The sequence below is a fragment of the Arsukibacterium ikkense genome, from assembly GCF_000987775.1.
Classification (GTDB): domain Bacteria; phylum Pseudomonadota; class Gammaproteobacteria; order Enterobacterales; family Alteromonadaceae; genus Alishewanella; species Alishewanella ikkense.
Genome location: NZ_LAHO01000020.1, coordinates 45,439 through 58,942, shown reverse-complemented (window position 1 = coordinate 58,942; position 13,504 = coordinate 45,439). Strand labels below are relative to the sequence as shown.

The following is a 13,504-nucleotide window of genomic DNA, read 5'->3' as shown; positions in this document are numbered from 1 at the left end:
GACGGTAGGGGCGCATTATTGCGCCCTTACTTTTTCAACTGCATTTTTTCAGCTGCGAGAGCGTTGAATAGCCACCGTAACCGCGCCGGCGATTAAGCCCCAGAATGCCGAGGCCAGGCCAAAAAAGCTGGCACCAGAGGCGGTCACCAGCAAGGTAATCACCGCCGCGTCGCGGTACTTTGGTTCGCTGGTGCTGGTGGCCAGGTTAGCAGCTATTGTGCTGATCAGGGCCAGACCGGCCAGCGCCGCCACCATTTCTTTGGGGAAGGCGGCAAACAGTGCCACCACAGTAGCACCGGCTAAGCCGGCCAGCAGATAAAACAGCCCGGCGGCAATACCGGCAATATAGCGTTTTTGGGGCTGCGGGTGCGCTTCAGTACCGGTGCAAATGGCGGCGGTAATGGCGGCCAGATTAATGGAAAAGGCACCCCATGGCGCCAGCAGTAAGGTACTGAGCGCGGTGCTGCTAATCAGTGGAGAAACCGGCGTCTGATAACCGCTGGCTCTGAGTACCGCTACCCCGGGAATATTCTGCGAGGCCATGGTCACCAGCAGCAAGGGCAGGCCGACGCCAATCAAGGCGCTGAATGAAAATTCCGGGCTAATCCACACCGGCTGCGCCAGACTAAAGGTTACCGCTGATAAATCGAGGCTGCCGCCGGCTACTACGGTAATAATGCCGCTTAATAGCACCAGCAAAATGGCATAACGTGGCAAGTATACCTTGGCGATTAAATACACCAGACACATGCTGCCTACCAACAACCACTGGCTTTGCATTGAGCTGAATATCGCAAAACCGAATTGCAGCAAAATGCCGGCTAACATGGCACTGGCCAGTGGTAGCGGAATAAGTTTGGTTAGTTTTTCAAACCAGCCGCTAAGGCCGATAATCAGCCCCAGCACTGCAGTAAAAATAAACACGCCGGTGGCCTGTTCAATACTCAGCCCCTGCAAACTGGTGGCCAGTAAGGCCGCGCCCGGCGTGGACCAGGCCGTAATGACCGGTGCTTTGTAATACCATGACAAGCCAATACAGGTTATGGCCATGCCAATGCCCAGCGCTAGTAGCCAGGACGCCATGATTTCATTACTGGCCCCGGCGGCACTGGCCGCCTGAAACACAATAGCCACCGAGCTGGCAAAGCCCACTAACACGGCGACAAAGCCGGCCACAACGGCGGATAAACTGATATCTTTTAATACCATTAGGCGTCCTTTGCATCCCGGCTTAGCTGGTACAGTAAATCCAGCGCCTGACGGGCGCTGAGCTCATCCGGGTTAAGTGCGGCCAGCTGACGCAGTAGCGGGTGCTCGGCTGGGATGAGTGGTAATTGTTGTTGAAACTCAGCATGTTGTTGGGCCGCTGTGGTTACGTTCAGCTGCGCCCGGCCTTGTTGTTCCAGCTGGCTGAGCTTTTGTTTGGCCTGGTTAATCACGGTTTTTGGCACGCCGGCCAGTTGCGCCACCTGCAAACCAAAGCTTTTGCTGGCCGCACCATCCTGCACATGGTGCATAAACACAATATCATCACCATGTTCCACTGCATCTAAATGCACATTAACCACACCCGCCAGCGTGCTGGCCAGTTCAGTTAACTCAAAATAATGGGTGGCGAATAAGGTCAGCGCTTTAATGCGGGTTGCCAGGTAATCGGCACAGGCCCAGGCCAGGCTTAAACCGTCATAGGTGCTGGTGCCGCGGCCAATTTCATCCATTAGCACCAGGCTGTGTTCGGTGGCGTGGTGCAAAATAGTGGCGGTTTCGCTCATTTCCACCATAAAGGTCGAACGGCCCGAGGCTAAATCGTCCGAGGCGCCAATCCGGGTGAAAATGCGGTCAATCGGCCCAAGCGTGGCACTGGCAGCGGGCACAAAGCAGCCAATATAGGCCATTAGCGCTATTAATGCTGTCTGGCGCATATAGGTCGATTTACCGCCCATATTCGGCCCGGTAACCATCAGCATCCGTCGCTTCGCATGCAGGCTAAGTGGGTTAGCAATAAAGGGTTCGCTTAATACCTGCTCTACCACCGGGTGGCGGCCTTGTTCCAGTTCAATACCTGGCTCGCTGCGTAGTTGTGGCCGGCAATAGTGCAGGCTGCTGGCGCGTTCGGCAAAGGTGCAAAGTACGTCCAGTTCAGCCAGCGCCTGCGCCAGTTGCTGCAACTGGCTTAAATAAGGGCTTACCAGCTCGAATAACTGCTCGTAAAGCTGCTTTTCCAGCGCCAGCGCCTGGCTCTGGCTACCCAGTACTTTATCTTCATATTCCTTTAGTTCCGGAATAATATAACGCTCGTTATTTTTTAAGGTCTGGCGGCGGACATATTCTGGCGGTACTTTGGTATCGGCGCTGCGGCCGGTTTCAATGTAATAACCGTGTACCCGGTTAAAGCCCACTTTAAGTGAAGCAATGCCGGTGCGCTCACGCTCGCGCAGCTCCAGCTCGAGCAAATAATCAGTGGCGCCACTCGCCAGTGCCCGCCAGTGATCCAGCTCACTGTTATAACCATCGGCAATCACTCCGCCATCGCGGATCAGTACCGGCGGGGCTTCCACTATCGCCTCGGTTAACAGTTGCTGTAATTCGGGCAGTGGCTGACTGTCGCTGGCAATGCGTTGCAGCAAGCGGGTGTTGGCAAAGCTTAAATCCTGCTGTAAGGCCGGTAGCTGCGCTAATGCCTGGCGCAGCCTGGCAAAATCACGCGGCCGGGCACTGCGCAGCGCCAGGCGGGCAATTACCCGCTCAATATCGCCAATATGCTTTAAGGCCGGTTGTACGCTTTCGACATCGTCGGTTAGCTCATTTACTGTATCGAGCCGGGCGTTAACCTGTGCTTGATCACGCAGTGGTGCATGGATCCAGCGTTTTAATAAGCGAGACCCCATGGCAGTCTGGTTACGATCAAGCACAGCAGCCAGGGTGTTATCAACGCCGCCGCTGAGGTTGTGGGTTAGCTCTAAATTACGCCTTGTGGCGGCATCCAGTACGATATAATCTTCTGCCCGTTCCAACGCTATGGCCCGGATATGCGGCAGGCTGGCGCGCTGGGTATCTTTCAGATATTGCATCAGGCAGCCGGCGGCCATTAATGCCACCGGCGCGTCATCGACGCCAAAACTGATTAAATCTTTGGTACCAAATTGCTGGCATAGCAGCCGTTTGGCGGTAGCCAGTTCAAACTCCCATTCTGGCCGGCGGCGGGCACCTTTGCGTGCCTGACAAAGCGCCGGGTTGCTGAATAGTTCAGGATAAAGGATTTCTGCCGGATTCAGCCGTTGCAGCAACGCTGCCAGGTCACTACTGTTGGCTACCTGGTTTATTAAAAACCGGCCGGCGCTTAAATCCAGCTGGGCCAGGCCAAACTGGCCGCGCTGCTCGTAGATGGCACAGAGTAAATTGTCCTGCCGTTCATTTAACAGCGCTTCATCAGTTACAGTGCCGGGGGTAACAATCCGTACTACCTTACGTTCAACCGGGCCTTTGCTGGTAGCCGGATCGCCAATTTGCTCGCAAATGGCTACCGATTCGCCCAGTTGCACCAACCGGGCCAGATAGCCTTCAATCGCATGATAGGGTACGCCCGCCATCGGAATAGGCTGGCCAGCACTCTGGCCGCGCTTGGTCAGCGAAATATCCAGCAGGGCAGCAGCTTTTTTCGCATCATCAAAAAACAACTCATAAAAATCACCCATCCGGTAAAACAGCAGAATGTCAGGGTGTTCACTTTTTAAACCCAGATATTGTTGCATCATCGGGGTGTGAGAATCCAGGTTTTTGATTGTATTCATACAGATGTGCTTATCCGCGACGGTTGGCGTTGATAAAGCTTGGGATTATAACAGAAGTCTGGCAGGGCGTGTTATAGTCAGGTTTGGGCTGTTAGTTTTTAGAAAAGCTGTCATTATCGTAGTTTGGCTACGATTATTTTAATAAATCTAAATTGACTTATTTGAATAAGTTGTAATAATCGTAGTATGACTACGACTAATCTAAATAAATTAAATTTGCTCTATACCCGTTCGATACCGGGAGCGCCCTTGGCTTCGGAAGATCTGGCGGCGCTGGGCATCTCTGCTGATCTTGCCGTTCACTATGTCCGGGCAGGCTGGCTCACGCGATTAGCGCGTGGAATATATAGCCGTCCGCATGATACTTTGTCTCTGCATTCCTGTTTATTACTGTTGCAACGCAAATTCGAGGGCTTGCACGTTGGGGGTAAATCTGCGCTGGATTGGTATGGTATGCGGCATTATGTGCCACAACAACCCGTACTGCATTTATATGGCTGGACTGCCGGTCAATTGCCAGAGTGGTTTACTGAGCGCTTTCCGGCCACTTACCACCGCAAGCGTTTATTTAAGGAGCAGCCTGCAGCATTGCTGCATGTAACTGCTTTTGAAAGGCGCATTGGGGCGCCACAGGTTTCCACACCAGAACGGGCGCTGCTTGAGTTATTAAGCGAAGTAGGTGTGCGCCAGTCGTTGCAAGAGGCCCGGGAACTGGTTGAAAGTACCTACAATTTGCGTGCCGAAGTACTACACGAACTGTTGCAACATTGTACGAGCGTCAAAACTGTGCGGCTGTGCCTGCAACTCGGCCGGGAAGGTTCGCTGCCTTGGGTGAAAAAACTTGATCCGGCCACCCTACCGACAGGGAGTGACCAACCTTGGGTGTCCCGCTCAGCCGATGGCATTTTGGTACTTAAATCATGAATTCTGTCTATCTTGATACTGCCCGCTTGCTAACGCAGATTGCGCCTTTGGTGTTCGTGGACGATACCTTCGCATTGAAGGGTGGCACGGCGATCAATCTATTTATACGCGATATGCCTCGTTTGTCGGTCGATCTTGATCTGGCTTTTTCTGATCATGCATTGCCGCGTGATAAGGCGCTGGAACGGATTAATAAGGGAATCTTGCAAGCGGGCGAGAGGCTTAAAAAGCGGGGCTTCCAAATACATATACCGCAAGCCACTGTTGGTGAAACCAAACTGCTGGTACGCCGTGACCGCATTGAAGTTAAGATCGAGGCTAATTTCGTGTTACGCGGTACAGTACAGCCGGTGCGGCAGGCATCCTTGATGCCTGTAGCTCGTGAAATATTGATGGCTGATTTGGAGATACCGGTGGCTTCGTTGGAAGACGTATACGGAGGCAAGCTGGTTGCTGCGCTGGACCGCCAGCATCCGCGCGATCTGTTTGACGTAATGCAACTTTTTGAGCACGAGGGTATTACGCCGGGCATCCGGCGAGCCTTTGTTGTCTATCTGGCTTGTCACAACCGCCCGGTGCATGAAGTGCTGTTTCCACAGTTAAAAAACATTAGCCATGACTACCAATATAACTTTGTGGGGATGACGAATGATGCCGTGTCGCTTGAGGCATTGCTTATGACTCGCGACCGAATGATTAGTGAACTTCAGGCTGGGCTGGATGACAACGAGCGGCAGTTTCTGCTATCGCTGGTGGCCGGTGAACCCGACTGGGCGTTGCTGGGTATTGCTCACCTTGAACATCTGCCAGGTATTCGCTGGAAGCTGCACAACCTGACACAGTTAAAAAAGAGCAATGCGAAGAAATTTGCCGAGCAGGCAGATGCACTGACAATTTTGCTGGATGGAGTTAGCTAGCTATATGCCGGGTAGCAAAGGGTTGTGGAAAATCGGCGATACAGGAGATGCCGCTTGATGAGGTACCGTACTCTTTGGAGAGAATATGCCGTTTGACTATATAGCAGAATTTCCTATACCAATTCATGTGATGCCGCCAAAGCTGCGAGAATTACTTGAGCCCGTAGGTTTGTCGCCAAGCCAACTTGTGGAAGTCGCTTCCATGCAAGAGTTTGATCAGTACAGTGAGCAAGCTGAACACCTACACTTGCAAATGGCTGTTGTGCCAGGTGAGGCAGATGGACCGATTGAAGTTCTATCAGAAGCTGGCGATGGCGTAGTTGAATACTCGGTTCCGGCTTGTGATAACTTCGGGTGTGTTGATGAGTTAACGCCATCGATCTCAGGTTATGACTATATTGTTGCATCCTGGGGGGACAGTTCTTTCTATAGCTTCAACCTCGCTGAAAAAGTTTGGATGACTCTCGGACTAACTCCGCGTTGTGTAGGTAATGATCAGCAACGTTTGATTTATGACGATCTAGGGCTGCCTGAGTTTGGTGTTGCTGAGGGTGAAGTTTCCAGTAGTTACCACTGGAATTTAAAGAGAAATGTTACTTGGCGAATGACAAATGAATATCTTCGGCGTTATCTCTGGATGAGAGGGGCTCGCGGGGTACGAGTCTTTTTCTATGAAGCTCAATTAACAGATATCCCCGAACTTCGTGCACTCATGGCTGGACAGCCCCATGTAGTTTTAAAGCCAGAAAATGGAGTTGCCTGGTATGAGTTGGACATTCGTGAGCACAAAACTGGTCTTTTGCTTCAGTTATGGGCATCTGTAGAAGCGGTTATGCCAGAACTTTGTCCGGAGCAAACTGCAGAAGGCATTTTGTGGCCCGGTTATGAACAGCCGATGACGCACGACCAGGCGAGTGCTTTGCTGAGGGATAAACCTGTCTATCTTAACGATCAGTTTCTCCTAAAGTATGAACAGAGTACTTTTTATGAGTCGGCACCGGCCTATTTTTGGGGGCGGTGGTCTTGCAGTCCATCTTATAAAGGGCAGTGGAGTTTCACTGAATGTCAGCGTATTGGGAGAAACCTGATCCAAGTGCCTATGCGAGAACTGTATAAGCCTAAACCGGATCGCGAGATTGTGCATGCCAGATCATTTGCAATCGATCCGGCTGACTTGGTACATATAGATCTAAATGAAGAGCATGTAGTTGCCAAGGTGCAGCGGTTACTCGACGTACTCTTGCGATTGGGAGATTGTCTTTCCGCACTCGGTGCATCCTTGGGACTGAATAAATCAGTATTAGAACTTACCGGCTTTGATCGCGAAGAGGTGGGAGCTAATGGTTGGTTGGCCTATCCGGCGCTTTGTCGGTTAGCTCAGGTCGCACCATTAGATATGACACAACAGATGTTCCTTGCTCGCTGCAAGAGCTTACACGAGGTATGGCAGCGCATTCCCAATGCTTATCTCAAGCTATTACTAGAGCGTGCCGGATGTTCGAGAGCTTCTGTCAAAGATCTCGGAAGTCTCAAATTACTTCAGGCACTTATTAATATAGTTGAAGGACTGAATGCTCATGAGGAGGCTATGTATGCTTTTGCATCAGATAAGGAGTCTGAAGGTTGGTGTGATCGTAATGAAATCATGGCCCCCCTGTTTTTAAACAATGATCTTAGGATTGCCGATGCGCATGAAACAGTAGGGCAGTGTCTGGAAACCTTACAAAGACTCGGTTTTGATATTGCGAATGTCAATGCCGGATATGGAAGGGCGCTTGATTTCGTAATGGATGGTGTAATCAATGCACTGGGAACTGTGGCCGACGCGATTGAGACGCTTGTGAAACCAAAGTAGTTGTGGTGGGGGCTCAGCTATTTGCTTTGATACAGAACTGAACGTGCTGCCGGTAGTTTTTCTAATTGGCTACACGGTAGAGGTATGTGTGCCTAAGGCTTGCTCTGGTTTCTGGTCTGACGGCATAATGTAATTCTGATTTCCCTGTTGGATTGGCTATGGTACTTGCAACCGATACTGAGCAACTGGCTGCACAGCTGGGCGCGTTATTATCCCGGAAAAAATGGTTTGTCACCACTGCTGAATCCTGTACCGGCGGCGGTATCGCTTACTATGTAACCGCCATTGCCGGCAGCTCTGCTTATTTAGACCGCAGCTTTGTAACTTATAGTAATAAAGCGAAACAGCAGCTATTGGGGGTGCGCAGTGCCACTTTATTACAATTTGGTGCGGTAAGCGATGAAACGGTTAAAGAAATGGCCATTGGCGCTGCCGCCGCGGCCAATGCCCAGTTGGCGATAGCCGTGTCGGGGGTGGCGGGGCCCGGTGGCGGCTCAGCGGCCAAACCCGTGGGTACCGTCTGGTTCGCTTTCTGGCTGAATGGCCAGCTTAGCAGCCAGCAGCAATTTTTTAGCGGCAATCGCGAGCAGGTACGCCAGCAGGCCATTGATTATGCCCTTAAACACAGCATCTTATTATTGACAGCTTTGCCAAACTAGACTACTGTACGAGCATACAGTGTTTGTGCAAGCCGAATTTTCTGGAGTGAATAATGGACGACAATAAACAAAAAGCCCTCAGTGCAGCCCTTACTCAAATTGAACGTCAGTTTGGTAAAGGCTCTATTATGCGCCTGGGCGATAGCACGGCGCTGGATATCGCCTCAGTCTCCACTGGCTCTTTGGGCCTGGATATTGCGCTTGGCATAGGTGGTTTACCCTATGGCCGGATTGTTGAAATTTATGGCCCTGAATCATCGGGTAAAACCACCTTAACCCTGCAGGTTATTGCAGAAGCGCAAAAGGCTGGTAAAACCTGTGCCTTTATTGATGCGGAGCACGCACTGGATCCGGTGTATGCCAAAAAACTTGGTGTGAAAGTAGAAGATTTGCTGGTGTCGCAACCGGATACCGGTGAACAAGCGCTGGAAATCTGTGACATGCTGGTACGTTCAGCCGCAGTAGATGTAGTGGTAGTCGACTCCGTTGCGGCGTTAACCCCTAAAGCCGAAATTGAAGGCGATATGGGCGACAGCCACATGGGCTTACAAGCCCGTTTAATGTCGCAGGCATTGCGTAAGCTTACCGGCAATATTAAGCGTTCTAATACCTTGTGCATTTTCATTAACCAAATCCGGATGAAAATCGGCGTGATGTTTGGTAACCCTGAAACCACCACCGGTGGTAATGCGCTGAAATTCTATGCCTCTGTCCGGTTAGATATCCGCCGGATTGGCTCGGTAAAAGAAGGTGATGAAATTACCGGTAATGAAACCCGGGTTAAAGTGGTGAAGAATAAAGTGGCGCCGCCATTTAAGCAGGCCGAGTTTATTATTCAGTATGGCGCCGGTATTAATAAAAACGGTGAGCTGATAGACCTTGGCGTAGCGCAAGGCCTGGTAGATAAATCGGGTGCCTGGTATGCCTATCAGGGCAATAAAATTGGTCAGGGCAAAGCTAATGCCATGAAGTTTCTGACCGACAACCCGGCAATAGCGGATGAAATTGAGAAAGAATTGCGTACCCGCTTGTTGCTTAAACCAGGCGAAAAACCAATTGAAGAGGCCATTCCGGCTGAGTTCGAAGCCGATTTGTAATACTTTTGTACTAGAAAAAGCCAGCATTTTTGCTGGCTTTTTTGTTTTATTCTGCCGCCGGAATATCGCTGTGCTGGCGGCAATTCAGCCAGCAACCCAGCGTTAAACCTTTGAGCTGGCGGCTAAACTTTTCAGCTTGCTGGTGAACCCTGCGCTGTGTAGCGGCAACACTGCGGCAAAGCGGCGGCTAACAGTAAAATTTTGGCTTGCTCTGTCGTTAGGCCAGCGTTAATCTGCTAAGTCTGTTTTTTACTTAATTAATGTTTTTGTTAACATTGCAGTCATGGCTGCGAACGGGTAGCCGGTAATTATAATAATGATTAAAAACACCTTAATGCTGCTGGCCGCGTTGTGCTGTTTGCTGGGTTGTAATGCCGATATCAGCGTGCAAGACGAAACCACGGACCCGGTCGCCCAGGATTACCCCCTTGCCTATGTTAGCCGGCCATTAGCGGACCAGGACAGCAACCCTTTTCAGCTTAACCTGAATGCCCCCGAACAATTTAATCCGGGGGCGAGGCTTATTATCAAACAAAATGCCTTTGCCGAGTCAGCAGAGCGCGAGCTGCTGACTGAGCTATTTGGCGACAGCCCCCTTGATATAAAAGATTTAACCGTGTCGCCAGATGGCGATACCTTGCTGTTTGCACTGCGCCCGCCTGCGTTGGCTGATGTACCGGATGAGCTGCAGCCCAGCTGGAGTATTTGGCGCTACAGCCTTAGCAGCGATACACTGGCGCCTGTCATCGCCGACCCATTGCGCGCTGAGCTGGGCCACGATATTAACCCGGCATTTTTAGCCGATGGCCGCATCGTATTCAGTTCCAGTCGCCAGCAAAAGGCCCGGCAAATTTTACTGGATGAATTTAAACCGCAATACAGTGGTCTGCATGAAGGCTTGCAGGGCCCGGCGTTTAACCTGCATGTGATGAACATTGATGGCTCTGGCATCGAGCAAATTAGCTTTAATCTTAGCCACGACTTATATCCGCTGGTGCAGCCAGATGGCCATATTCTGTACAGCCGCTGGGATAACCAGAGCGATCGCAATATGTATAACTGGTACCAGATGCGCCCCGACGGCTCCGCTAATCAGCTGGTTTACGGCTGGCACTCTCATCAAACCGGGCCGGCTAACAGCCGGGTTGACTTTGCTAAGCCATTGTTGCTGGCCGATGGTGAAATAGCAACTTTGCTTAGCCAGCGCCAGCAAGCTGGCCTGAATGCCATGCCGGTGCAGATAGCGCTGGCGCTGGCCAGTGACAACGCGCAACCGCTTTATCAGCAGGTGTTGAATTTACCAGCGCAAACGCCGTTATTACCCTGGAATTTTGACAATGCTGCACGGCCAGAGCCCTCAGGTTTTGTGCAAAACCTGTTTGCGCTACAAGATGGATCTTCGCGTTTTCTGGTGAGCTGGTCACCTTGTCAGGTAATGGTAGAGGAGCAGGTTATTGGCTGTGCACTGGTGGCAGACCCGGCTGCTTATCCGCTGGCCAGCCCTCGCTTCGGGTTATGGTTATTTGATTTAGCCAAACAGACACAGGTGCCGGTAAAGTTAGGTAGCGACCAGTTGCTGCTCAGCGAAGCGGTGGTGATGCAGCACTATCCACGGCCTGTCTTCTTACCGGCAAATCCGGCGGCAAACCCGGAACTTGCCGGCAATGGCGAGGCCATTCTAGATATTCGCAGTGTGTATGATATTGGGGGGGAAGCGGTACTACCGATAGCCCAGCTAGCCGACCCGATGCAAACCAGCGCCGCGCAGCGGCCAGTACGTTATCTGAGTTTGATCCGCGGCGTACCAATCCCACCTGAGGCAGTGCGTGAGGTGCCGAATTTTGCTTTTGGGGTCAATCGGCGGCAGCTGATGCGCGAGCTGGTTGGTATTACCCCGGTGCAACCTGACGGCTCGGTGCGGGTAACAGTGCCGGCCAATGTGCCGCTGGCACTGAGTTTACTCAATAGCGAGGGCCAGGCTATCTCAGCGCAGCACCAGCAATGGATAACGCTGGCACCAGGCGAAACCTTAAGTTGTAATGGTTGCCATGCTGCCAATAACACCCGGCCGCATGGCCGGCAAAGTGGCGAGTGGCCAACGATAAATCCGGGCCCGCTGAATGCGGCGTCATCTTTTACTAATGCTAACCCCCGGTTACCGCCCAATGCCGGCGAAACCATGGCGCAAACCATGGCGCGCTTGCTCGGTGAGCAACGGCTCAGTGCCGCTTTAGATTTTGAAGATTTATGGACAGATCCTGCGCTGCGCCAACCGGATCCGGCTGAGTTAAATCAGTTTACTGAGCTGGCCACTGCCACGCCGGTCGGGCTGGATTGCTTTGCCAGCTGGCAGGCTGCCTGCCGCTTACGCATTGATTACCCGGTTCATATTCAGCCGCTATGGCAACTGGATCGGCGCCAGTTTGACCCGCTAAGTAATGAGCTTGTCCGGGATAACACCTGTGTCAGTTGCCATAGCCGGACCGATGCGGCAGGAAACACCCAGCTACCGGCGGCACAACTGGAGTTAACAGCGCAAGCGTCAGATCTGCAGGCGCAGCAGATGACCAGTTATCGTGAATTACTCAGTAATGACAACGAACAAGAGCTGGTGGGGGGCGTGCTGGTTGACCGGCTGGTGCAGGCGGTCGATGCCAATGGTAACCCGGTCTTTTTACGTGATGCAGAGGGTGAACTGATCCTGGATGATAACGGCCAGCCGATCCCGCTGATGGTAACAGTGACGGTGCCTGCCAGTATGCGGGCGGGCAGCGCTTTGGCCAGCGTGGCGTTTTTTCAGCGCTTTGCACAGGGCGGCAGCCACCAGGGGTATTTATCGCCAGCCGAACTGCGGCTGCTCAGCCACTGGCTGGATATGGGGGGCCAGTATTATAACTCCCCCTTTGCCGTGGAGCTGGAATAGATGCGCTGGTTCGGCTTCATGCTGTTGCTATTGCTGACGGCGTCTGTGTCGGCAGAGCAGGTCGTGGTTCAGCAAGATTTTGTCGATTTACGCAGCGGGCCCGGGCGCGGTTATCCGGTGGTGCAGGTGGCGTTGAAGCATGACACTTTAGTGCTGCTGAAGCAGCGCACTGGCTGGCTGAAAGTACAATACCGGCAGCAGCAATTATGGCTGGCGGCGACCGATTTGGACTATTTGTATCCAACAGGTAGCGAGCAGAGCCTGGCGGCACTGTGGCAGGATAACCAAACGCCCGCACGCTGGCAGTTGGGGGTGGCAGCAGGCGACTTTGCTGGTACCAGTTATTACCAGCTTAGTGCCAGTTACCTGTTTTCCGATGTGGTAGCACTGGAGCTAAGCGCCGGCCAGGGTAGTGGCCAGTTAGCCAGCAATCAGCAGTTTTTGCTGCAGCTAGGTTTGAGCCCCTGGCCCCATTGGCGGCTGTCACCTTATTTTGCGCTGGGTGGTGGGGTGCTGTTAACCCGTCAGCGCACGGTATTAGTACAAACGCCCGAGCGCAACAGCCCGTTGGCGACCATGGAGCTTGGCGTCAATTATCCATTAAGCCAGCGGGTGCAGGCCAATGTGCGCTATCGCCGGGCATTGATCAGCACCGAACGAGATATTAACGAAGAGACGAATACATGGTTAATTGGCTTACGCGTAGCATTTTAGTCAGTGCGCTGGTTGGGCTTGGGTTGCCGCTGCATGCGCAGCAAGGCAGCGCTGGCAGTGCCCGGATCGAACCCCGCATTGAGCAGTCGCAGGTGATACCTGCCCGGTTGGATACGGAGAATTTTGTCGTGGCGCTGCGTGCAGGCGTTCTGGCAATTGAAGACTTCGGCAGCAGTGGCCTGGCGGCGTTGCAGCTGAGTTATCATATTAACGAAGACTTTTACCTCAGCGTTGAGTATGCCCAGGCCAAAGCCGGCCTGACCTCTTATGAGCGGTTAAGTGGCGCAGCGCCCCTGCTGACCGATAGCGAGCGCCAGTGGCGCTACTATGGCGCCGAGCTGGGGTATGTGCTATTGCCCGGTCAGGTGTATCCGGGCGGAAACTACGTCTTTAATACCGGTTGGTCGGTGTTTGCCGGCGGCGGCAATGTCGATTTTGCCGGCGATAAGGTATTTGCGCTTAAGTTTGGCAGTCAGTTGCGGGTTTATGTCACCGACTGGCTGGCAGTAGATTTAGTCGTATCAGACTACGTGTTTGAAACCACTATGCTGGCTGAAACCAAAACCAGCCATAACTTAAATCTGGCGCTGGGGCTGGCTGTTTATTTTTAACGGATAGGAAAGT

The 13,504-nt window shown here is 52.4% G+C and carries 10 protein-coding genes; 8 read left to right on the top strand and 2 right to left on the bottom strand.

Features of this window, described 5'->3' with window-relative positions:
- Positions 1–48: 48 nt before the first annotated feature.
- Both WG68_RS17445 and mutS read right to left on the bottom strand, forming a co-directional pair.
- Positions 49–1,209, bottom strand: coding sequence for a benzoate/H(+) symporter BenE family transporter (locus tag WG68_RS17445; RefSeq protein WP_046559006.1), 1,161 nt, complete (start codon positions 1,207–1,209; stop codon positions 49–51).
- Positions 1,209–3,791 carry a DNA mismatch repair protein MutS gene (gene mutS, locus WG68_RS17440; protein WP_046559005.1) on the bottom strand — a complete coding sequence of 861 codons (2,583 nt, stop codon included), beginning with the start codon at positions 3,789–3,791 and terminating at the stop codon, positions 1,209–1,211. Before mutS ends, WG68_RS17445 begins: the two co-directional genes overlap by 1 nt.
- 186 nt (positions 3,792–3,977) lie before the next feature.
- Between mutS and WG68_RS17435 the strand changes: the two genes are divergently transcribed.
- From WG68_RS17435 to WG68_RS17400, 8 genes are all read left to right on the top strand, one after another.
- Entirely contained in the window at positions 3,978–4,715 is a 738-nt protein-coding gene (locus tag WG68_RS17435) for a type IV toxin-antitoxin system AbiEi family antitoxin domain-containing protein (protein ID WP_046559004.1), read from the top strand.
- Positions 4,712–5,632 carry a nucleotidyl transferase AbiEii/AbiGii toxin family protein gene (locus WG68_RS17430; protein WP_046559003.1) on the top strand — a complete coding sequence of 307 codons (921 nt, stop codon included), beginning with the start codon at positions 4,712–4,714 and terminating at the stop codon, positions 5,630–5,632. The genes WG68_RS17435 and WG68_RS17430 overlap by 4 nt, the downstream gene beginning before the upstream one ends.
- An 85-nt stretch (positions 5,633–5,717) precedes the next feature.
- A complete protein-coding gene (locus WG68_RS17425; RefSeq protein WP_046559002.1) occupies positions 5,718–7,487 on the top strand; it encodes a hypothetical protein in 1,770 nt (589 codons plus the stop codon).
- Positions 7,488–7,645: 158 nt separating this feature from the next.
- Complete coding sequence (locus WG68_RS17420) at positions 7,646–8,146, top strand: nicotinamide-nucleotide amidohydrolase family protein (RefSeq protein WP_046559001.1); 501 nt, start codon at positions 7,646–7,648, stop codon at positions 8,144–8,146.
- Between the two features lie 53 nt (positions 8,147–8,199).
- A complete protein-coding gene (gene recA, locus WG68_RS17415; protein ID WP_046559000.1) occupies positions 8,200–9,243 on the top strand; it encodes a recombinase RecA in 1,044 nt (347 codons plus the stop codon).
- A gap of 316 nt (positions 9,244–9,559) precedes the next feature.
- Positions 9,560–12,166 carry an HzsA-related protein gene (locus WG68_RS17410; protein WP_046558999.1) on the top strand — a complete coding sequence of 869 codons (2,607 nt, stop codon included), beginning with the start codon at positions 9,560–9,562 and terminating at the stop codon, positions 12,164–12,166.
- An 18-nt stretch (positions 12,167–12,184) separates the two neighbouring features.
- Positions 12,185–12,880, top strand: a complete 696-nt coding sequence (locus WG68_RS17405; RefSeq protein WP_152663148.1) for an SH3 domain-containing protein — start codon at positions 12,185–12,187, stop codon at positions 12,878–12,880.
- Positions 12,850–13,491 (top strand): outer membrane beta-barrel domain-containing protein, encoded by a 642-nt coding sequence (locus WG68_RS17400; RefSeq protein ID WP_046558997.1) that lies wholly within the window; start codon positions 12,850–12,852, stop codon positions 13,489–13,491. Before WG68_RS17405 ends, WG68_RS17400 begins: the two co-directional genes overlap by 31 nt.
- The last annotated feature ends 13 nt before the right edge of the window (positions 13,492–13,504 follow it).

Bases quoted from the DNA above. Each gene is read 5' to 3' on its own strand.
- WG68_RS17430 (WP_046559003.1), top strand. From the start codon at position 4,712: ATGAATTCTGTCTATCTTGATACTGCCCGCTTGCTAACGCAGATTGCG.
- recA (WP_046559000.1), top strand. From the start codon at position 8,200: ATGGACGACAATAAACAAAAAGCCCTCAGTGCAGCCCTTACTCAAATT.
- WG68_RS17405 (WP_152663148.1), top strand. From the start codon at position 12,185: ATGCTGTTGCTATTGCTGACGGCGTCTGTGTCGGCAGAGCAGGTCGTG.
- WG68_RS17435 (WP_046559004.1), top strand. From the start codon at position 3,978: ATGACTACGACTAATCTAAATAAATTAAATTTGCTCTATACCCGTTCG.
- WG68_RS17445 (WP_046559006.1), bottom strand. From the start codon at position 1,209: ATGGTATTAAAAGATATCAGTTTATCCGCCGTTGTGGCCGGCTTTGTC.
- WG68_RS17425 (WP_046559002.1), top strand. From the start codon at position 5,718: ATGCCGTTTGACTATATAGCAGAATTTCCTATACCAATTCATGTGATG.
- WG68_RS17400 (WP_046558997.1), top strand. From the start codon at position 12,850: ATGGTTAATTGGCTTACGCGTAGCATTTTAGTCAGTGCGCTGGTTGGG.
- WG68_RS17420 (WP_046559001.1), top strand. From the start codon at position 7,646: ATGGTACTTGCAACCGATACTGAGCAACTGGCTGCACAGCTGGGCGCG.
- WG68_RS17410 (WP_046558999.1), top strand. From the start codon at position 9,560: ATGATTAAAAACACCTTAATGCTGCTGGCCGCGTTGTGCTGTTTGCTG.
- mutS (WP_046559005.1), bottom strand. From the start codon at position 3,791: ATGAATACAATCAAAAACCTGGATTCTCACACCCCGATGATGCAACAA.